General features: G+C 38.9%; 13 protein-coding genes, 1 tRNA gene and 1 pseudogene. 10 read left to right on the forward strand and 5 right to left on the reverse strand.

Translation table 11 applies throughout. The annotated features are described in order from the left end of the window. Window positions 1-92 precede the first annotated feature (92 nt). Together BN2425_RS06685 and BN2425_RS06690 are read left to right on the forward strand one after the other, a co-directional pair. The gene (locus BN2425_RS06685; RefSeq protein ID WP_042456631.1) at window positions 93-1,844 is read left to right on the forward strand and encodes an ABC transporter transmembrane domain-containing protein; all 1,752 of its coding nucleotides are present in this window, start codon (window positions 93-95) and stop codon (window positions 1,842-1,844) included. Window position 1,845: 1 nt separating this feature from the next. After that, window positions 1,846-3,645, forward strand: coding sequence for an ABC transporter ATP-binding protein (locus tag BN2425_RS06690; RefSeq protein WP_042456634.1), 1,800 nt, complete (start codon window positions 1,846-1,848; stop codon window positions 3,643-3,645). A gap of 64 nt (window positions 3,646-3,709) precedes the next feature. Here the strand turns inward: BN2425_RS06690 and BN2425_RS06695 are convergent, their stop codons facing one another. Then, window positions 3,710-3,877 (reverse strand): aspartyl-phosphate phosphatase Spo0E family protein, encoded by a 168-nt coding sequence (locus BN2425_RS06695; protein WP_074433018.1) that lies wholly within the window; start codon window positions 3,875-3,877, stop codon window positions 3,710-3,712. Between the two features lie 272 nt (window positions 3,878-4,149). Between BN2425_RS06695 and BN2425_RS06700 the strand changes: the two genes are divergently transcribed. Both BN2425_RS06700 and BN2425_RS06705 read left to right on the forward strand, forming a co-directional pair. Further along, the gene (locus BN2425_RS06700; protein ID WP_042456638.1) at window positions 4,150-4,857 is read left to right on the forward strand and encodes a cytochrome c biogenesis CcdA family protein; all 708 of its coding nucleotides are present in this window, start codon (window positions 4,150-4,152) and stop codon (window positions 4,855-4,857) included. A gap of 186 nt (window positions 4,858-5,043) precedes the next feature. Continuing rightward, window positions 5,044-5,523 carry a CcdC family protein gene (locus BN2425_RS06705; protein WP_042456641.1) on the forward strand — a complete coding sequence of 160 codons (480 nt, stop codon included), beginning with the start codon at window positions 5,044-5,046 and terminating at the stop codon, window positions 5,521-5,523. A 63-nt stretch (window positions 5,524-5,586) separates the two neighbouring features. Here BN2425_RS06705 and BN2425_RS06710 read toward each other — a convergent pair whose 3' ends face one another. After that, the gene (locus BN2425_RS06710; protein WP_042456644.1) at window positions 5,587-6,015 is read right to left on the reverse strand and encodes a DUF2621 domain-containing protein; all 429 of its coding nucleotides are present in this window, start codon (window positions 6,013-6,015) and stop codon (window positions 5,587-5,589) included. A 241-nt stretch (window positions 6,016-6,256) separates the two neighbouring features. Here BN2425_RS06710 and BN2425_RS22455 point away from each other — a divergent pair. Next, window positions 6,257-6,353, forward strand: a tRNA-Sec gene (locus tag BN2425_RS22455). A gap of 128 nt (window positions 6,354-6,481) precedes the next feature. Here BN2425_RS22455 and BN2425_RS06715 read toward each other — a convergent pair. Together BN2425_RS06715 and BN2425_RS06720 are read right to left on the reverse strand one after the other, a co-directional pair. Next, window positions 6,482-6,655, reverse strand: a pseudogene (locus BN2425_RS06715) (tyrosine-type recombinase/integrase); the annotation flags it as partial. 441 nt (window positions 6,656-7,096) lie between these two features. Continuing rightward, window positions 7,097-7,231 (reverse strand): Arm DNA-binding domain-containing protein, encoded by a 135-nt coding sequence (locus BN2425_RS06720; protein ID WP_081798016.1) that lies wholly within the window; start codon window positions 7,229-7,231, stop codon window positions 7,097-7,099. 593 nt (window positions 7,232-7,824) lie between these two features. Here BN2425_RS06720 and BN2425_RS06725 point away from each other — a divergent pair. From BN2425_RS06725 to BN2425_RS22460, 4 genes are all read left to right on the forward strand, one after another. Beyond that, entirely contained in the window at window positions 7,825-8,250 is a 426-nt protein-coding gene (locus BN2425_RS06725; RefSeq protein ID WP_042456647.1) for an ASCH domain-containing protein, read from the forward strand. Between the two features lie 342 nt (window positions 8,251-8,592). Next, window positions 8,593-9,405 (forward strand): MerR family transcriptional regulator, encoded by an 813-nt coding sequence (locus tag BN2425_RS06730; protein ID WP_042456650.1) that lies wholly within the window; start codon window positions 8,593-8,595, stop codon window positions 9,403-9,405. A 239-nt stretch (window positions 9,406-9,644) separates the two neighbouring features. Continuing rightward, entirely contained in the window at window positions 9,645-14,366 is a 4,722-nt protein-coding gene (locus tag BN2425_RS06735) for a pectinesterase family protein (protein ID WP_081798017.1), read from the forward strand. Between the two features lie 188 nt (window positions 14,367-14,554). Continuing rightward, window positions 14,555-16,885, forward strand: a complete 2,331-nt coding sequence (locus BN2425_RS22460; RefSeq protein WP_154663469.1) for an OmpL47-type beta-barrel domain-containing protein — start codon at window positions 14,555-14,557, stop codon at window positions 16,883-16,885. A 259-nt stretch (window positions 16,886-17,144) separates the two neighbouring features. Here BN2425_RS22460 and BN2425_RS06745 read toward each other — a convergent pair whose 3' ends face one another. Continuing rightward, entirely contained in the window at window positions 17,145-18,746 is a 1,602-nt protein-coding gene (locus tag BN2425_RS06745; protein WP_042456653.1) for an acetolactate synthase large subunit, read from the reverse strand. Window positions 18,747-19,322: 576 nt separating this feature from the next. On the opposite strand from BN2425_RS06745, the gene BN2425_RS06750 reads away from it, so the two are divergent. Further along, entirely contained in the window at window positions 19,323-22,850 is a 3,528-nt protein-coding gene (locus tag BN2425_RS06750; RefSeq protein ID WP_052352791.1) for an Ig-like domain-containing protein, read from the forward strand. Window positions 22,851-22,931: the final 81 nt, after the last annotated feature.

Raw genomic sequence — 22,931 nt, forward strand, 5'->3', positions numbered from 1 at the left:
AACATTTGATAAAATGAAGCCTTGACGGAGAAAATTAGGGCTTCTTTTTAGTCCGCTTAGAAGTTGACATCTAATGGTTTGGGGGCATGTGAATGAAGGTATTTTTGGAACTGGGCTGGTTTTTTAAACAAGAGAAAAAGGCATATATATCAGGCGTTTTAATTTTATTATTTGTAGCATTATTGCAATTAGTACCACCTAAGGTCATAGGTATTATCGCCGATCATATTCATGATCGAACACTGACAAAAGGATTGCTGGCTGAATGGGTGCTGGTTCTTATTGCTTCAGGGCTGGCTATGTACGTCCTGCGTTATTACTGGCGTATACAGATTTTTGGCTCTGCCGTGAAGTTAAGCAAAATACTAAGAAATCAGTTATATCATCATTTTACAAAGATGTCTCCTTCGTTTTATCAAAAGAACAGGATAGGAGATTTGATGGCACACGCCACCAATGACTTGGCAGCTATTCAGCAAACAGCCGGTTCAGGGGTTTTAACACTGGTCGACTCTTTATCAACAGGAGGTTTCGTAATTCTGGCGATGGCATTTACCATCAGCTGGAAATTGACTTTGATTTGTTTAATCCCGATGCCGCTGTTGGCCATTTTGACCAGCTGGTTCGGCACCATGCTCCATAAAAGTTTCTATAAAGCACAGGAAGCCTTCTCTTCCCTCAATGATAAGACCCAAGAAAGCATCATGGGAATCAAGGTTATCAAAACCTTTGGTCAAGAAAAAGAAGATATAGAAGATTTCCGAAGGCAATCGGAAGATGTGGTGCAAAAAAACATCGTAGTGGCAAAAATTGATTCTCTCTATGATCCTACCATTTCCATTATCGTGGGCATTTCCTATTTTTTATCCATTGTCTTTGGCGCAAAATATGTCTTAAATGGTGAGTTGACGATTGGGCAATTAATTTCGTTTACGACTTATTTGGGCTTATTAATCTGGCCGATGCTGGCATTTGGCTGGCTATTTAATATTATGGAACGGGGAAGTGCTTCCTATGACCGGGTATCTGCACTACTGAGGGAGAAAGTGGAGATTAAAGACACGGCTAATGCCCTCAATAAAGTACCAGTTGGTGATATTGAATATCAACTCGCGCAGTTTACCTACCCTGGTGAATCACGGCCAATGTTAAAGGAGATTTATTTTTCGCTAAAAAGAGGAGAAACCCTTGGTATTGTAGGCAAAACAGGAGCCGGGAAGACGACTTTGTTAAAGCTGCTCATTCGGGAATTTGAAGGCTATCAGGGGAAAATTTTATTTGGCGGCCATCCTTTGCAAGCATACAAATTAGATAGATTGCGAGAAGCGGTAGGGTATGTGCCGCAGGACCATTTCCTATTTTCAGCGACAGTGGCTGAAAACATTGCCTTCACCAACCCATCCGCAACCAAACAGGAAATCGAAACAGCTGCCAAACTGGCAAATATTCATGAGGATATACTTCAATTCACCGACGGATACCAAACAGTGGTCGGGGAACGCGGGGTATCGCTTTCTGGCGGACAAAAGCAGCGCATATCGATTGCACGGGCACTTCTGATGAATCCGGAAGTTTTGATACTCGATGACTCATTATCGGCTGTGGATGCGAAAACGGAGGAGGCCATTTTATCTTCGCTGCGGGAAAATCGCGAGGGTAAAACCACCATTATTACTTCTCATCGTTTAAGTGCGATCCAGCATGCGGACCTTATTCTAGTCATTGATGAGGGCCAAATTATGGAACGGGGCACCCATGAATCGCTTATGGCGGATGCCGGATGGTATAAAGAAATGTATTTACATCAGCAGCTTGAAGAGCTGGTGGAACATGGAGGACAGTAACATGGAAGAAAAAACACAGCTGTCAAATGGCGAACAAAGAAGAGTATTAGTTCGGCTGCTTTCTTATGCCAAACCCCATAAGAAAGAAATTGCGATTGCCTTTTTGTTACTGTTGCTAACCACTGTCGGAGATATTGTTCTCCCCCTATTGGTTAAAGTTTTTATTGACGATTATTTAACACCAAGGAAGCTTGATTTTACCCCATTGGTCATCCTCGGTTCTACCTATATGGGAATTCAATTTGTTAAAGCAATCCTATTATTTTATCAGCTGGTGGCGTTTCAAAGAATAGCACTTTACATTATCCAGCAGCTGCGGATCGATGTTTTTGCAAAGGTACAATCTCTAGGATTAAAGTACTTTGATAAAACGCCCGCTGGCAGTATTGTTTCCCGGGTGACCAATGACACGGAAGCGATTAAAGATATGTTCGTGACGGTCATATCAACGTTTATCCAGAGCGGGGTGTTCCTTGCGGGTATCTTTATCAGCATGTTTATATTGGATATTAAACTTGGCTTGTTATGTGTGGTCTTAATACCCATATTAATGCTTGTGATTGTTTTATATCGAAAGTATAGCTCCCGGTACTATTTAGATATGAGGGAAAGACTGAGTCAGCTAAACGCTAAGCTCAGTGAATCGCTTCAGGGCATGTCAATTGTTCAAGTCTTCCGTCAGGAAAAACGGCTTCGGGCAGAATTTGCCGCCATCAATGAAAAGCATTACGATGCCGGCATGAAAAATATTAAAATCGATGCATTGCTTCTCCGACCAGCGATCGACCTGATTTATATTTTTGGCCTTATCATCGTGTTAACTTACTTTGGGATTACCTCTTTTGATACAACGGTAAAAATAGGGGTTATATACGCATTTATTAATTACGTTGACCGTTTTTTTGAACCCGTTAACCAGATGATGATGCGGCTTTCATTGTACCAACAAGCAATTGTAGCTGGTTCCCGCGTATTTAAATTATTGGATCATGAAGAACTGGCTCCAGCCCAGGAGGAAGAGCAGAAGCAGGAGTTTGCCATTGAAGAAGGGAAAATAGAATTTAACAACGTAAGCTTTTCCTATGACGGAAAGCGTGATGTGTTAAAAAATATATCCTTTACCGCCAATCCAGGAGAAACGGTGGCATTAGTGGGCCATACAGGAAGCGGAAAAAGTTCCATCATAAATTTAATGATGCGATTCTATGAATTTGACCGTGGAGAAATTTCGATTGACGGACAATCAATCCGCAGGTTTTCAAAACAGGAATTGAGAGAAAAGTTAGGGCTGGTCCTGCAGGATCCGTTCTTGTTTTACGGAACAGTAAAAGACAATATTCGTCTCCATCAGAAGACTATGACAGAAGAACAAGTCGAGGAAGCAGCCAAGTTTGTTCAAGCAAATGCTTTTATTGAAAAACTAGAGAAAGGTTACAATCATAAGGTTGTCGAACGGGGCGCCACTTTTTCGAGCGGCCAGCGCCAGCTGATTGCTTTTGCCCGAACGATTGCGGCAAATCCCAAAATATTAGTGCTGGATGAAGCAACCGCAAATATTGATACGGAGACAGAAGAGGCAATTCAAACCGCGTTGGCAAAAATGCGAAAAGGCCGTACCACGATTGCGATTGCCCACCGATTATCAACCATTCAAGATGCAGATTTAATTCTGGTCCTGCATCAAGGGGAAATCGTGGAACGGGGAACGCACCAAGAGCTGCTCTCGCAACGAGGGCTCTACCATAAAATGTACCTGCTGCAAAATGGTCTCTCTCAACAGGTAGAGGATCCTATACATTAATAGAAAAAGCCTGTCCAAAATGGAACAGGCTTTTGTAATTTGTATAAGTTTCTCTCATAACAGTTTAAGAAGTAACTTTCTCTATATATCTTCGGTTATATTCGTTTATTAGATGATCGAGCTCCTGGCTGTATCGAATAGCCAACGAGGAGGTTAAACCGTTGCTGGTGGCGACTTTAATTAATTCAGTTCGCTTGTTTTCTATTAATGCTATTAAATCCTGTTTAATCACGGCCGCTTTCCTTTCCGGAATATCTCCTATAGTGGAAATAAAATTGGTAAAAAATTGATTCTCCTAAAAGGGAACTGTTTACTAGTATAACCTAAGATGTAAATTATTTCAAAGCCATTTGAGTTGTAATATTCTGTAAAATATTGGAGACTTGATGAGGCAAATAAAGCAAGATTATTTTTATCGCGACACAAAATATTCATGCACATCAATATCCTTTCCGCCAATGTTTTGTTAGAATGAAAGGGTATCGACTAGGTGGGAGTGTTAATATGGCAGATGTTAATATATTCTTGGCGCTTGGAGCAGGTTTTTTAAGTTTTATTTCTCCATGCTGCTTGCCGCTCTATCCAGCATTTTTATCATACATAACCGGAATGTCAGTGGGTGAGCTGAAGAGTGATAATGCGATGCTGCAACGGCGCAGTCTACTGCATACGCTATTTTTTCTAATTGGATTTTCCGTGATTTTTATTGCGATTGGCTTTGGGACTTCATTCATCGGAGGTTTCTTCCAGGAGTACAGGGATTTAATTCGCCAATTGGGTGGGATTTTTATTGTCCTATTTGGCTTGATTATTGTTGGTGTGTTTAAACCGGAGTTCATGATGAAGGATCGCCGTTTTGAATTCAAAAACCGGCCATCAGGATACTTTGGATCGATATTAATTGGTATGGCATTTGCTGCCGGATGGACACCGTGTACCGGTCCTATTTTGTCATCCGTTATACTGCTTGCAGCCTCAAATCCAGGTTCAGGTGTTCTTTATATGACTGCCTATTCGCTTGGTTTTGCCATTCCATTCTTCATTCTTTCGTTCTTTGTCGGCAGGATGAAATGGATTAAAACCCATAGTCAAATGATTATGAAGATTGGCGGCTATATCATGATTGTCATGGGGGTCGTGCTATTCTTTGATTGGATGACAAAAATTATCCAGATTTTATCCCCAATATTTGGTGGGTTTACTGGATTTTAAATGAATTAAGGATTTCCTGTAAAAAAACCATTTTAGTAACACTGAAATGGTTTTTTCCATATCAATATCATTAAGGAATGACATTAACAAAATTGGCAACATTATTATAGTATGTTTCGTTATTCAATTATTAAGTTTTGCGTTATAATGAGAAGGTGAATATTTACTGGTAAGGGAAGATTACTTATGAGTTACATTATTATATCTACCATTGTTGCTGTTTTAATGGGAGTTACGGTCATTTTCGTCCGATTGAAAGCTTCCAAAAAACCGACTAACGCAAAAAAAATCATTATGCCGCCCATCTTTATGTCAACCGGTGCGTTCATGTATATCATCCCGCAGTTTCGTTTGACGCCGGCTGAAATAATAGAAGCCATTGTGCTGGGGATGGTTTTTTCAATTTTATTAATTAAAACTTCTAAATTCGAAATTCAAGGAAACGATATTTACTTAAAACGTTCTAAAGCATTTGTTTTTATCCTGATTGGACTATTAGTCATAAGGGTGGCATTAAAATCTGTCTTAAGCGCAACAATCGATGTAGGGCAATTAAGCGGCATGTTCTTCCTGTTGGCATTCAGTATGATTGTCCCTTGGCGTGTGGCCATGTATCGGAACTATATGAAGCTGCAGAAGGAACTGGATGGACTAAATGTCATTTAAAGAGGACACTGACCAACTTTGGTCAGTGTTTTTTAGTGAAAAAAACCGCCTCAATGGACGGTTTTAGAATAGGTGTTCATATGGTGTGACGTCAATTTTATTTTCAAACAGTTTTTTGCGCAAGAATTTATGATCACGTTTAGGAGTGGCTTGTATATAGCCGCGGATTACTAATTCTTCGGTAATTTTAGGAACCTTTTCGTTAACGGCTAGTTCCCCAATTTTGCCTGCGATTTTATGGCGGGCAACGTCCCGGAATAATTCCGGAACAGGGCTGACCAAATCTTCCAGCAAGGCCTTTTCTTCATCGCCCCATAAATGGCGCGATTGATTCACATAGTATTCTTCCCAATCCATGACGGATTTTCCATCTTCTTTAGGCATCTTTTTTAAAAACTTGCGGAACATAAAAAATCCGCCGATGCCCATCATCACGACTAAAAACACAACCCAGAACAGGATAAACCATAAAAACCAACCTTGAAGCTGCATCTAATTCACCTACAAAACCTTTTTATACTTCTTTTATTATAGACGGTTTTTCGACGATAAGACAAGTAATTGTCACAAACAGCTTAAGGGGAAGGGGGATAGTATTTAAACTAGGCAGAACTTCCTTGAGTTAGTAGAAAGTTGTCGGAAAAGTGACAATAAGTGCGTTTTTATTGATTGTCACTATTTTGTATTGTAATATAGTGTTACAAAAGTTAAAGATAGTCCAAATATCTTATATGGGGCTGAATGGGGTACTGGTGTCCTCCACAGTCTTCAAAACTGCTTGTGACCTGCGTGCCAGGTCAGGTGGGTTCGATTCCCACGCAGTCCCGCCAACCTTGATATATCTAAAATTCTGAGGATATTTTAGAAGCTGAGAATAGAAAGTTTTTTTCCCTGAAATATAAGGAATCTACATAAGTGGACACAAAATGGACACAAGGTTTATACTTACATATTTTTACTACTCAATGAGCTGCTCAAACTGCTGGGCAGCTTCTTTTTGCATGTTTGGTAACACGTGAGTATATGTGTCCATCGTAATCCCAATTGTCGAATGACCTAATCGTTCTGAAACGATTTTAGGGTGAATACCTTGCTTTAATAATAAAGTAGCGTGAGTGTGTCTTAAATCATGGTCATCCTCTTTGTTTACCATCTTACGATAAATCCTTGCCGTTTCGGTTGTTGGATTTACTATTTCTTTGAGCAACAACTAAATCTAGTTGACCCGCCTGTCTAAATAAAAGTTTTTTTTCTAATTGTTGAGTCAGAGACTTTAAAGTGATTGACCTAATTTCCCCTGATTTAAGTACATTAAATGTTAATCCCATCTTTTTTATTTCTTGTAAGGATTGTCTGATATGTATGATTTTTTTCACAATTAGTTGCCATTTAACTGCATCTTTTAAGGTTTTAAAAATTAGCTGGTGGTGATGTTTTACTGATTAATCATGTATTGGTAATACTGAAAGTTCTTTGTGCAGTATTAGGTTTTGCATGATTTACAGCCAATCTCACATAGGGAAATTTCACTTGGCTCAAAATATGTCCCTTATCAATTTCAATCAAGTGTTCATTAATGTTTTTCTGCTTCCTTTTTGGTTTTAAAGCCGCTTTTTCTTCTTTGCTTCCTTTTACCAGTTACGGAGTCCTTTCCAAGGTCAAAAACAACATACCATGAGTTACCATCTTTTTTAATTGATCCTAACATTATTAATGTCTCCCTTTTTTAATTCTTTTTTTGATAGTTGGATTAATACCATTGAGCCGCCCCTTACCTTCTCAATTGGTTTTTTTGCTGATTTTGCTGCCTACTGGGAAACCAGCTTATCATGTTTTGGTTGAAATAGGGGGTGGCGGGGGATCACTTATTTAAATTTTTAAATCGTTAGGAATACCATTTTGCAAAAAGGATAGGAAATCGGTGTATTAACAGAGGGGGATGTTGAAAAGCTAAAAAGCATTTTACCAGATTTTAAACCAATACATGCATATATATGTGGTTTTATTAAGACTGATGAAATTACAGGTAAAGCATCCTATCGGGAAAAAACTGGTAGAAGATTATACTATTACGTCCTGGAGAGAAGAGTATAATAGTGAGGATTTAGATAAAATTAAAAAGCAATTGAAAATATCAGGGAAATAAAACTCAGGGTATTGAAAAGTTTAATCATACAAAAGAAAAGCGTATTTATTTGGTGAAGGAAATCTTAAATGGTAAAGGAAGATTTGGATAATTTTATTAAAGAATCATTAATCTTTATCTAAAATTAAAAGCTCTTATGGGCTGGAGGGATTTTAGTGAAAGTTTTAACAATGATTCAACCTTGGGCAAGCCTTTTTGCCCTTGGGGAGGCCAAATATGAAACAAGAACCTGGAGGACAAATTTTCGTGGTCCACTCGCAATCCACACAAGTAAAAAACTAGATAAGGATGCCTGCAACAATGTATTTTATCAGTCATTACTAAGTAAGTATGGGTTTACGAAAGAAAATCTTCCAACTGGTGTGATTATTGCTAAATGCAAGCTTAAAAATTGTTTTAAGGTTATAGAAAATAACCAAACATGGGCTGTTTTAGAGGATGGACAAATTGTATCGGGCAATGATTATTTATTAGGGGATTTTAAAGTTGGAAATTATGCTTGGGAAGTTGAACAAATGCGTTTGTTGAATCAATTTACTCCTGCCCAAGGAAAGCTTGGATTATGGGAGTTTACTCTTTAATCAATATCTGGACATAATCCTTGTTTTTACTAGTTCTTCCCTCAGTTAAGTTGTTTATAAAATTATATTTACCAGTAGCGGAGTCGCTTATATAACTATCTTCAAAGGTACAAAGGATCATCAAGATATTTATTATGGCAGGGGTTTTATTTTGCCATATTGTCGTAAACAGTTCGATTACTACTGCTATCATATGATAATTGAAAATAAATTACCTTAGCGTAAATGATGGCTAATTTACTAGGCATAAAGAACTGTTATAAAAAGCAAACATTAAGATATGACAGAAAAATTTGTATAATATAAATATGACAACTAACTGTTATTTCCAAGGGGGATTCTATGAAATACAAGATTAGTGAATTGGCCACTGTACTTAACGTTACAACCAATACCATTAGAAGATATGAAAAGATGGGGTATATCACATCCAAACGATCTGAAAATAGCAATTATCGATACTACAATGAAGATGACCTATCCACATTCATGAATGTTAGGCTATTACGAAAGTATGGTTTTACACATACCGAAATAAAAGATATGAAGAATAGTAATTTGTCAGATTTAATCTCTGAATACGAGAGGCGAATGAGGGAATTTGACGAACAAATTAACTATTTAACAAATCTAAGACATAGACTTAAAGATGATTTGGTTCTAATGAAAAAAGCCGATGAGATGAAACAACTATGCTACATAAGAGATTGCGTAGATTTTTCATATGTACTTTATCAAAGCAACGATGAAATATTAACGGAACCCCAAAGAATAACGGCTATCCAGGATTATTTATATTTGTCACCGGAAGTAGTACGAATCTATCTTATTAGAAAAGAAGACGTAGAAAACAACCGTTTCATTCTAAATTCGGGTGTAGCTATTAAAACGGCCCATTTGGATCGATATCATATAAAAGAAAATGATTTTACGGAAAGATATGAAAAACGAAAATCCCTCATTAGTTTTGCCAAAATCCCGACAAATGGCGAAAAAAATGTAAAAGAAGATTTATTGAAAGAACCCTTTAAGTATATGCAGGAGCATCACTTACAAATGAATGGAGACATTATTGGAATTGTCATTGCCAATGTAATAGAAGAACAACAGGAAATGCAGTATGTTTTAGTTGGTGTTCCTATTGAGGAAATGTAACTTTTGGATTATTTACTATGACATAGTGTCAGCCTTCATAATAACACGTGGGTAACTCACAATGAATGGAGGGGGAACTGATACATGCGTAAGAAAGAGAAAAGGCAGCCACTTTTTGTTAACGTTTGCATTTTTGGATCTCTGTTAAAGAGCTATGCTTAGGAGGACAAACTCTATTTGTTAAAGTATTAGTATTCTAGTAATTTAAAGAAGCTTCAATAGCTGAGAGGGGTTCAAGAATGAAAATGAAGTCCAAGAAAGCGATTAGCGCATTACTGACTATCATTATGGTTTTCATTTCGGTATTTAACAACGTTGTGGCATTTGCCAGTGACACATCTAACGACCGGAAGATTGACATTTGGGATTTTGGAGGAATCCAAACTTCAGGAGAGTTATACAACAATATGATTACAGCAGATGTTCTTGACAGTAAAACGACCATTAAAACCGGTACGTTTGTAACCACCTCATTTGGGGATTTAACCATAGCCAATCCGAGTACCACGGATCGATCCTACTATTATGAGGCAGATGGTTCTACGGTAGGTGTAAATTCCTCTGGTTTCTGGGGAACTCAAAAGTATAGTTATGATGATGGCTATAATGCAAACGGAGTGTATTACGCAAATGGTACGGGAGGTCCTGGGAGAAGGTATTTGACCCTTGATCATGTTGTAGCCGGGGATAAAATTACCGTTTATGGTGGAACGAGCAATGGAGATGAAACCCTTCACTTTGTTCACGCAGACGTAAGTGTAAGCGGTACGACAGTAACAGTAAAACCGGATGCTACAGAGGTTCAAGATAGCACAGCTGCTTTTACTACATCTGCACAAAAGGTTGAATTTACAGCACAATATTCCGGATCCTATCAAATTTATGTTTCAGCTGATAAAGGTGGAAAACCTTATTTCCAAAGAGTAATGCGGACTCCTGGAGTGAAGGTAAGCGGATCTGTGAATCTAAACGGCAGTGATATTTCCGCAGGCTATGCCCTTAATTTTACGAATCAGAAAACAGGCGAAACTACAAGCGTAAATGTTAATGCAGACAATAGCTTTGATACGGTTCTCGCGACGGGCTATGATTATATTGTCAATTTAAAGAATATAGCCAGTTACAGAATTTCCGATGAAACCAAAGTCGTAAGCACATCAACTTCTGATATTAGGGCAGGAAAGAGTGTAAGCTTTGATGTTGTAGCTAACAAGCTTGTAACTATAAGTGGTCATATTAAGGGCTTCGACAGCAGTTATGATGTAAGTAAATTACAAATGAAATTTACTCCTCCAGAGGGAAGCCTTGCCTCACCGGTTGCAGCTACTGTTAATACAAATGATAAGACATTTACAGCCGATGTTCAGGATGGATTACCATATACAGCGGTTATTTCGGGTGTCAATGATTACGAAATTGTGGATGGCGGTAGTATACATTTAAGCGCTGACACGGTTCAGGATATTACAGTTGCTAAAAAAGCAGTACATACTGCAACTGGATTGTTCCAAGGATTACCTTCAAAAACGCAAATTTCAAGTATTACATTTACAAATGTTGATGATGGCTACACTTATGCAGGGACTGTTACAAATGGAGGATACACAGTAAGCCTCAGGGATGGGGCGTATACCGTTACAGCTGTTGCTTCCGAGAATTATAGTACGAGTTCTCACATAGTGATCAATGGGCAGGATACCACCAAGGATATTCTGTTTGTTAACAACACGGCCCCAGAGCCGCTTGCCTGGGTTCCGGATTTGTATGTTGGGGACAGCTCGAAGACTAATAATTTCAGTACGGTTAAGGATGCTCTTGATGCAGCAGCCCGAATGAATCCAACAGACGAAGCGCATAGAATCACCATTCATATCGCACCGGGTGTATATAGGGCACAGCTTGTCATAAAAACTCCCTATATTACATTAGTAAACTCTAATCCAAACCCGACCAGCGATCCAAGTACACAGGTTAAAATTACTTGGTATTACGGGATTGGGTATAAATATTACAGTGCGGGGGCTGACGGCTTCTATAATGCAGAAAATGCATTTGATAAGTATTCCAAGAATATTGCCAGCAAGTGGGGAGGAACCGTCTATCTCACCAGTACGGCTACTGACTTCAAGGCTGAAAACATCGTATTTGAAAATTCCTTTAACAAATACATGACAGATGAAGAATTGGCTGATGGTGTGGAGCTTGCCAAAATACCAACCGCAAGCCCAATAAATGAAGACAGAAAGTCTTTTACAGATGTGACTTCAAAAGCAGCTACCGAAAGAGCTGCAGCTATGCTGATCGAGGGAAACCGAGCAGAGTTTGTTAATTGTAGTTTCCTTGGAAGCCAGGACACACTTTACACCGGCAGCAGTGCTACGAATAGCAGTTATTTTAAAAACTCTTTTATAGAAGGTAACACAGATTATATATTTGGTGATGGAAATGTAGTATTTGATAATGTTACATTGAATTTCGCTGGTTACAGTGATAAGGCTGTAGGTGGTTATATTACAGCAGCAAGGGATACAGCTTCCTATGGATACCTATTTAGGAACAGCACAGTAACAGCGGGCAGCAAAAATATGCAAACTTCAGGTTTCTTCGGAAGACCATGGGGAGCAGGAGCAAGAGTAACTTTTTTGAATACCAAGCTTCAGAATGAATCAATCTTAGACCCCAAAGGCTGGACGGATATGAGCGGCCCACCTGAAAATGCGCATTTCGCAGAATATAATACGACTTATAATCATTCAGCAGTAGATACATCCCAAAGAAGAGCACCCGTTTTAACGGAGGCACAAGCTGCTGCCATTAATGTTGCCGATTATTTTGGAGGCTGGACTCCATCATCTTATACAGCTGACAGTGATACAGCGCCAACATTTAAGGTTGCTCCATTCTTTACTACAGATGATGATATCAATCTACCTTACGTCGGAAATACCATTAGCTTAGGTTATGAGTTTACTAATCATAATGATAACGTAAACGACAGTTCTTTAATTCAGTGGTATAGAGTAAGCCCGGATGGAACGGAGACGTTGATTAATGCAACAACAGCATATATTTCAAAAACTTACAAACTGACAAGTGCTGATGCAGGATACTATATCAAGGCTGTTGTGACGCCGGAAACCGTGAATGGTTTGAAGGGCGCACCGATGTCCATTAAGCTGGATAACCTGGTTAGATTTGGCTCATCCGGTGGCGGAGGCAATGAGATTCCGGATGGAGAGCGTGTCAATATTTATTTAGCAGGTGATTCAACGGTTAAGACATACGGACCAACCTCAGATACAGGTGGCTGGGGAGAATATTTACAGAGCTTTTTCAATTCGGATAAGGTGAATGTGGTTAACTATGCAAACGGAGGCAGAAGCTCAAGAAGCTTTATTAATGAGGGAAGTCTTGATAAAATTGCTTCTACCATTAAAACTGGTGACTATTTGCTGATTCAATTTGGACATAATGACTCTGCCAATCAAACAGGATATCTCTTAGACCGATTTGTTTCTATGGGAGAACCGGATGCAAATGGGATTTATCCTTCGATTCCGGGTGTTAAAGAGGCAACACCGGCCAGTCTTTCCCAACAGTATGGAGCAGAATATTACCCATATACAAGCGGTACCTTCAAGTGGTATCTGCAGCAGTATATTGATGTAGCAAAAAATGCTGGAGCAACACCGATTTTAGTGACTCCTGTTTCAAGACAATATTTTAACCAGGATGGCACAATAAGACCTCATCATGATGCTGCCGACACCACAACGGGAACAACTACAACTTCCAATAATGCTTATGTAAGAGCTGTTGAACAGTTAGGTGCGGAGCAGGGTGTTAAAGTAATTGATATGTTTGATTTAACAAAAGATTCTTTAGAAAAAGCATACAAGAATGACCCTGCAGCTACTAATGGAAGCTCTCCATTAGCGAAGGCAATCATGAATCCGGCAGATTCAACTCACAATAATAAAATTGGCGGTTTTTATAACGGCGCATTATTGGCCAATGAAGTACGGGGCCTAGGATATAACATCTCTAACTACGTGATTCCACCTGTAAGAGTAGGCGGTGTAGACAATAAGAACAGTGTACAATTTGAAGTGGATTCACACAGTAAAGTAAGTGTGTATACCCCTGATGCAAGTGGTGTTTATACAAGTCAGCTAAATGATTATTGGACTGGTGAGACGCAGGCTCTTATTAATCGTCTATCTAAACCTGTGGATCATACCGCCCCAGTCACAACCTCCAATGCTCCAACAGATTGGTCGAATGGCGACGTTACTGTCAAACTGGACGCTTCTGATAACGAGAGTGGTGTGGCCGAGACCTTCTATTCAATTGATGGGTCTGATTATGTGAGTGGAACAACCTTTACAATAAGTTCGGAGGGAAATCATACAGTATCCTTCTATTCTATTGATAAAGCCGGAAATATCGAAGAGAAGCAAAGCGTTTCTATTAATCTAGATGCCACCGCTCCTACTATCAATATAACTGGCCTTGTGAATGATCGTTACAACGATTCCGTGGATATCAATCCGGTCATAGAGCTCAAAGACAATTTGTCCGGAATTGACATCGCAAAAACAACCATCACATTGGATGGAAATATCGTAGAAAACGGGAAGACAATTTCGCTTTGTATACTGCCACTTGGTGAGCACGAGTATAGCGTAACAGCATATGACTTGGCAGGGAATAGGGTAAACCAAGTTGTTAAGTTCCAAACTTCTACAAGCATCCAATCCATACAAGAATTAATCACACGCTTTACAGAAGCTGGATGGATAGATACTAACGGCATAGCTAATAGCTTGAATAGCAAGTTGGAAGCAGGAAATTTGGCTGCATTTTTAAATGAAGTTAAGGCTCAAAGTGGCAAGCATATTTCTGTTCAGTATGCTGATTATCTCATCCGAGATGCAGAATACTTGTTGTCCGATAAATAAATCATCAGTGGAAAGTTTAAATCAACGAATTATTTTCTCCCCCTTCTTCATGAAGGGGGAGCTTTTCTAAAATGGGCATTGATAAACATGGAAATGTCTACGGTTAAATTGTTACTAGACATTATTAAACTACTTTATTAGAGAATTTGTGGGCTAAGAAGCTTTACTTATTTGAGAGGGGTTTCAGAATGAAAATGAAGTCAAAGAAACTGATTGGCACAATACTGACTATCATGATGCTTTTTACCTTAGCATTTGACAACGTTTTTGCATTTGCCAGTGAAACATCTAACATAACAGAAAAAACGACTGCTGGTGCTCCAACGATCTGGATTGTTGGGGATTCGACCGTAAGCTCTTTTACGGATAATTACTATTATCCAAGGTATGGATGGGGCATTCAAATTGGAAATTATCTCGATGGCTCCTTCACCATAAAAAATCTTGCCTTGTCGGGAAGAAGTTCAAAAAGTTATACCACTGATCCTGAGTATCAAACGTTGCTCAGTGGTATGAAGAATGGAGATTACTTATTAATCGGGTTTGGCCATAATGATGAAAAAGCCGAGCCGGAAAGATATACAAATCCGAATGGAACCTATATGGACCAAGGATCATTTGCCAATTCCTTGTATGAAAATTATATTAAACCTGCTCAGGCAGCGGGAACACAAGTAATCCTTTCTACCCCTATTGTCAGAAGAACGGAATCAGGTGTCTGGAGCAATTCAAATCTTCATATTACGGGCACTGTCGGAGAGTATCCAGGCGGAGATTATCCGCAAGCCATTAGGGAGTTGGGGAATGCTCTTAATATACCGGTAGTTGATATGACTAATTTAACTAAAAATTTATATGACCAACTGGGTCCAAGTGAAACTCTGTATCTCCATGCGTGGACTTCTTCCAAACCGGCAAGTGTGGATAATACACATACCAATATCTGGGGCGGAAGGTATAATGCATACCTTCTAACAAAGGCAATTAAAGAATCAGGCGTAAGCGGACTCTCAGAACATGTGATAAATGCTGCAGCGCCAACGAAAGCAGATACGTTAGTCCCTAATCCTAATTACCAAGAAACACCGTACACCGGAGAATTGCCACAAAGTGCATTATGGGAAGATTATGGTATTTGGAAAGGTACGGTATTTGGTGATATTGGAGGAGATCCTAGCATTGCAAATCAAACCCTTGAAACAGATAGAGATGGAAATATGCATATTGCAGTACGAAATAATAAAGGGAAAATGGCCAGTGTGACTGACGGATTTGCCATGTATTACTATAAAGTACCTGCAAACAGCACATTTACCCTAACAGCTAAAGCTAAGATTAATGGCTTTAGCTTGAATGATCAAGTATCCTTTGGTTTGATGGCCAGGGATGAAATGCATATCGATTCATATATAAACACTACTATGGGTGATTATGTTGCAGCAGCACCTTTAAAGCTCTCTAAGGCAGCCACAGGAGGATTTTGGAATAGTTTCGCTAGAAAGAGTGGAGTTCTTACCCAAGGTGGAACCGCAGCAAACCCAATTTCAGTAGGAGATACAGTAGATCTTTCTATTTCAGGAAATTCAGACGGTTATGCAACTAAATTTGGAAATGAAAAAACCATCACTGGAGGGTTTGATTTTAAACTTACAAGCATCGATCCAAATTACGTTTACGTAGGTATGTTTGTAGCACGTAATGCGGATATTACCTTTAGCGATATCAAACTGGTAGTGGACGGTGTTGAAGTGACAGCAGCCGATACAACAGCACCTGTTACAACGGCTACTGTCACACCCGCTCAACCGGACGGGCTGAACGGGTGGTATAACCATGATGTAAAGTTGAGTCTTAACGTTTCTGATAATCTATCGGGTGCCGCCAAAACAGAGTATAGCTTGGATGATGGAAACACATGGAAAACATACACTGAGCCAATCAGCATTGATAAAGATGGAAAATATAATATAAGCTATCGTTCATTGGATTATGCCGGGAATATAGAAGAGAAGCAAAGCGTTTCTATTAATCTAGATGCAACTGCTCCTATTATTGATATAACTGGCCTTGTGAATGATAGTTACAGCGATTCCATGGTTATCAATCCGGTCATAGATTTGAAAGACAATTTGTCCGGAATTGACACCGCAAAAACAACAATCTCATTGGATGGAAACACCGTAGAAAATGGGAAGACCATCTCGCTTTATACGCTGCCACTCGGTGAGCACGAGTATAGCGTAACAGTATATGATTTGGCAGGAAACATGGAAAAACAAGTCGTTAAGTTCCAAACTTCTACAAGCATGCAATCATTAAAGGAATTGATTACACGCTTTACGGAAGCTGGATGGATAGATAGTAACGGCATCACTAATAGCTTGGAAAGCAAGCTAGACGCAGGAAATTTGGCTGCATTTTTGAATGAAGTACATGCCCAAGGTGGTAAGCATATTTCTGAGCAGTATCCAGATTACCTCATCCGAGATGCAGAATACTTGTTGTCGATAAATAAATAATTATTGAAAAGTTTAGTATAACGGAAATTTTTCTCCCCTTTTTTATGAAGGGGGAGCTTTTTAAGTGGAATCGATAAACATGGAAATGCCCACGGATATTCATAAAGGCCAGTTGCTTGTCTTAATGCCACCCACACTAGAAGACAAACAACCCCTAAAGGACGTATTATTGAACAGCCATTCTTAACTCAACGTCATATATATATATAAAGTCTTTGAAAAACAAAGCTTTTGTACATGCTGAAGAGGAATTCCAGGGTTATTTTGAATCCTGTAAGAAAACCTCAATCAAAACCATTTTCTCTAAGGTTTGCAAAGATTCTTTTAAAGCTTTCTCAAAATCATCCAGGTTTCTAGCTTTTCTCCCCTTAATTCTGTACCCTTCAGCTAATTTGACAAAATCGGGGTTCTGATAGGTGACACCGAAACTCTCACCAAACAACTTATTCATTTGCTGAACCTCAAGTTTTAACTCCGAATCATTTAATACAATGATAATAAAAGGAAGACCTAGTCTGTTTGCTGTCTCTATTTCAGCAAAATTCATTAATGCCCCACCATCACCGGTAATACAAATGACGAGGTCATTGGGACAAGCAAGTTTTGCCCCAATCGAACCTGGTATGGCAACTCCCATGGAGGCTAATCCGTTGGAGATGATTAACCCATTTGCTTTTTTAGGCTGATACGTTCGGGCGATAGAAACTTTATGGGCCCCAACATCTGATACCACAATTGTATACTCTGAAGTAAGCTCCTCAATACAATGAAGCATATTTTCAATAGTAAAAGGTAAATTGCTTGGTTGACGTTGATTTTCATTAATTTGATAAGCAGAAATTATTCTGGACTTGAGAGTTCCCAGTGGTTTCCAAGCTTTCTTGGGTAGTGCGGTGTTATTAAGCAATTGTAGTGTCTTCTGGAGGTTGCCTACCAGTTCAATCTCAACAGGATAATATTCATTTATTTCGGCTGGTAATGTATCGATATGTAAGACGGGAATTTTCTTTGTATTCCAATCCTTTGGAAGTTTTTCAACAAAATCGAACCCAATAACGATTAATAAGTCGGCTTCATTTATACCGGGTAAAACTTCGTCTTCCTCAGAAAATCCAAAAGTGAAATAATTACAAGGATGCTCCTTATCTAATACACCTTTTGCCATAAAGCTATGAGTAACTGGGGATTGAAGGGTATTGACGAAGGTTCGAAGCACATCGACGGCGTTTTGCCTTAGCACGCCGTTACCTATAATAATAAAAGGTTGGCTGCAATTTCGGATAAGGGTAGATGCAGCGTTTATGGCTTCAGTAACAGGAACACTCTCAGGTAAATTTTTTACCGGGATTGGCATATTATTAATCATTTCAGAGGAAAAGTTCTCTGGTATCGAGATGGCGACCGCTCCGGGCTTTTCCATTAAAGCCAATTTGAACGCTTTACGGATAATGGCAGGTACGTTTTGTGAGTCCTTGATTTGAGTACTCCACTTTGTTGCGGGTTCATATATTTTTTCAATGTCTAAGAATTGGTGTGACTCTTTATGTTGCCTCTCCACCCCTGCTTGTCCAATCAATGCTACCACGGGTGAGTGATCGAGTTGGGCACTTGAAATACCCGTGAGAAGGTTGGTAGCACCTGGACCCAATGTTGACAAACAAACTCCCACTTCCTTAGACAATCTTCCATATACATCCGCCATAAAAGCAGCACCTTGTTCATGCCTTACATTGACAAAGTGAATTTGTTTTGATCTTGATAACGAATTAATTAGATCCAGATTCTCCTTGCCCGCCATTCCAAATACGTATTTTACACCTTCATTTTCTAAACAACGTACTAGTACATCGGATACCTTCATGAGAGTCCTCCTGAAAAAACTGCTTTAAATAGGTAAGATATAGTAATATCACTTTCTTTAGTTTGGTGTATTATTAGGTACTTATTCCGAGTTTAAAAAGGTTTTATCATTTGTATGAAGTCAAGCAAATGCATATTTTTAATGTCTTTTTTGTTTTTTTAGATTTGTAGCAGATAATCTATTTCAATAAAATTCCAATTAATACAAAATTCTGTAGCCTTCAACAAATAAAAAAAGTATAATTTTGTCATAGGATTAATTTATTGTTTACATTCATCCAAATTTAGAACAATGAAATCCATTACTTAAAAAAGAATAGATTGATTAGGTATTGCCAAAATGTTCTTTATAACGTACAATAATTTCATTATAAAATTTACCAAGGCAGAAATCTGATTGTTAGGGCAAATATAGTTAGGTTATTTTTCCAAAAAGTTTTAATTCAAGGAGGTGATGTTTATAGAACCATTCCCGACTCTCTATGTAAATTAGTAAGCTGCATGTGAGCCCTTTAAATGCAAGGATGGAAGGAAGGTTTTAGATGTTTTATATAATTATAAATTCGGAGGTACCGTCTTGAAAAAGTTTGCAAGAATTGTTGCAACTGCAGGCATTATATGTGGTTGTGCTTTGCCAATAACGAATATGAATACAACAATAGCTTTAGCAGCAACGGCTGATGATCCAAATCCAAATACGCCATTACAAACTAGTAAAGGAACTCTGATTGATGAGTTTGATAGTATGTCCTCATGGACTTCCACGGGTGCTACATTGGCCTTGGATACAGCAAATAAAACTTCCGGAACTGCGTCTATTAAATTGACCCCTAGTGCAGCGGGAGGAGTATTTTCCTTAACAAATACAATGAGTACAGCCCAAAACTTATCCGCTTTGAGTAATGCAGAGTTGAGTTTATATACGCCTAACCCAGACCAAATTAAACAAATTGACGTGAGATTTTACAGCGATGATACCCTAACCAACTATACTGAAACCACCATTGGGGATTGGGAGATTAGCTCGGGCTGGAATATAATTCGTAGGGTTAAATCAGATTTCTATTCATCAGCTAATGGCGTAGATCTAAGTAAAATCAAGCATGTTGGAGTTATTGTGACTCCTGTGGCTGGCCAGAGTCCCGTGATAAATGTAGACAGGATGTCGTTTAATGTAAGCGGAAAACCAAAAATAGTCTTTACCTTTGATGATGGTTGGTATGATACATATACAAAAGCATATCCCATTATGAAAGCTAAAAATTTCAAGGCAACCGTTTATGTAAATAAAGGTGCGACGGAGAAAGCCACTACTGATGGAGCTGCTCGGGATTATGAAATTATGAATGAAGACGAATTGTCTAAATTGTATGCAGATGGTTGGGATCTTGCGAATCATACTGTTGGCCATCATGATGATCTTGCCAACACCGCTAAATATACAGATGCCCAAGTAAAACAGGAATATTTGGATAATCAGAACTGGCTGGTGTCAAAAGGATGGAAAAGAGGAGCATATGATGTAGCTTATCCTTCCGGAAGCTATAGTGACAGATTGGTTGAGATCCTAAAAGGTATTGGTGTTAAAACGGCCAGAGTCACTACTGCAGGGATTCAGCCGACTCCTGTAAATAACATATATAAACTCAAAACCGTATATGTTGAAGAAAACAGCGATGGCACCGACAGAGTGCCAGAAGTTGAGGAACAAATTGACAAAGCAATTCAAACAGGTTCAACCATTATTTTAATGATACACAGAGTACAAGATGTCGTTGCCAAGGACACAATAACGACTACTAATTTCTCCAAAGTTGTCGATTATGTTGACCAACAGGTGAAAAATAAAAAAATTGAAGTTGCTACCATGAGTGAATGGTATAACTCGTATATGGGGGGACAACAACCACCAACCGAACCAGAACAAAGTACTACAGTAACATCCATACAAGCTGTTCCAGATAAGTCGGTAGCTTTTGGAACCACACTTGATAAAGTAGGATTGCCTACTACTGTAACTTTAAATTTAAGTAACAATACTACAAAGTCAGCAAATGTAACCTGGGATAATGGGACACCTTCCTATAATCCAAATACTGCTGGAACATACGAATTCAAGGGAACATTGACATTGCCTAATGGTGTAACAAACCCTAATGGACTAAAGGCATCAATAAAGGTTACCGTGAATAAAGAGATACCGGCAGTAACAGTAACATCTATACAAGCTGTTCCAGATAAGACGGTAGCTTTTGGAACTACTCGTGATACGGTAGGACTGCCTTCTACTGTAAATGTAACTCTGAGTAATAATTCAACTGTATCAGCGAATGTAACCTGGGATAACGGAACCCCTACCTATAATTCAGGTAAAGCAGGAATCTATGAATTTAAGGGTATATTGGGATTGTCTGATGGTATAACAAATCCTAATGGATTGACGGCATCAGTTAAAGTAACAGTGAAAGAGGATACTTCCCATTTAGCAGCAAAAGGATCCCTTGATGCACCTGGAATTAATGTGGCCATCAGTGGATCAAGTAATGTATCGGGCTGGTTTTTAGACGGAAGCGGCGTTGCCAAGATCGAGGTGTTGATTGACGGAACTAACATGGGAACGGCGAAATATGGTAGTGATCGTTCCGATGTCCAAAAGGCTTTTCCGGAATATCAAAATCCGAAATCCGGATACCAATTTACTCTTGATACCACGAAATTAAAAAATGGAGAACACACTTTAGTGATCAGAGAAACAAGCAATAATGGAAAAATAACTGAACTAAGCCAAAAGGTAAATGTTCAAAATTTAACGGCAAAAGGATACCTTGATACACCTGGAAACAATGCTGCCATTAGTGGATCAAGTAATGTATCTGGTTGGTTTTTAGATGGAAGCGGCGTTGCTAAAATCGAGGTATTGATAGATGGAACTAACATGGGAACCGCAAAATATGGTAGTGAACGTTCCGATGTCCAAAAGGCTTTTCCGGAATATAAAAATGCAAGCTCTGGCTATCAATTTACCCTTGATACCACGAAAATTAGCAATGGCGAACACTCTTTAATCATCAGAGAGACAGGCAATAATGGATCAACAACGGAGCTGCACCAAAAAGTGAATGTTCAAAATCTACTTGCAAAGGGTTATATTGACTCACCTGCAAATAATGCTGCCATTAGTGGGTCAACTAAAGTATCAGGCTGGTTTTTAGATCAAAACGACGTTGACAAAATTGAAGTGTTAATTGATGGTACAAGTGTGGGAACCGCACAATATGGCGGGGCACGCTTAGATGTCCAAAAGGCTTTCCCAGAATATAAAAATGCGAACTCCGGTTATCAATTTACCCTTGATACAACAAAACTTACCAATGGTGAACACACCTTAATGGTTAAAGAGACAGGCAAAAATGGAATTGCAACGGTTTTAAGCCAAAAAGTGAATGTACACAATATATCAGTAAGAGGATATATTGATGCACCGGCAAACGATTCTATCATTAGTGGAGACAGTAATGTATCGGGCTGGTTCTTAGATAAAGCCGGTGTTGACAAAATCGAAGTGTTAGTAGATGGAACTAGCATGGGATTCGCAAATTATGGCAGTGAACGGGTTGACGTTCAAAAGGCCTTTCCGGAATTTCAAAATGCAAATTCTGGCTATCAATTTACTCTTAATACCACGAAATTAACTAACGGCGAACACACATTGGTAATTAGAGAGATTGGTAAAAATGGAGACAAAACGGAGCTAAGCCAAAAGGTGAATGTTCAAAACTTACCGGCAAAAGGATATGTTGATTCACTTTCAAGTAATTCAACCATTAGTGGATCAAGCAAAATTCAAGGCTGGTTTTTGGATGGGAGCGGCGTTGCCAAGATTGAGGTGTTGATTGATGGAAAAAGCGTGGGTACAGCACAATATGGTGGTACACGTTTGGATGTACAAAAGGCTTTCCCAGAATATAAAAATGCGAACTCCGGCTATCAATATACCCTTGATACAACGAAACTCACCAATGGTGAACACACCATAACGATTAGAGAGACAGGCAATAATGGGACCACAACTGTACTAAGCCAAAAAGTGAAAGTGCAAAATTAACCGGCTTATTACAATCCTTAAATAAAATATCATTTAAAAAGTTCAGGTTTATTACCTGAACTTTTTTTACGTGCGCCCAGC

It is taken from the genome of Neobacillus dielmonensis (genome assembly GCF_000612665.1).
In the GTDB taxonomy this organism is placed as follows: domain Bacteria; phylum Bacillota; class Bacilli; order Bacillales; family Cytobacillaceae; genus Neobacillus; species Neobacillus dielmonensis.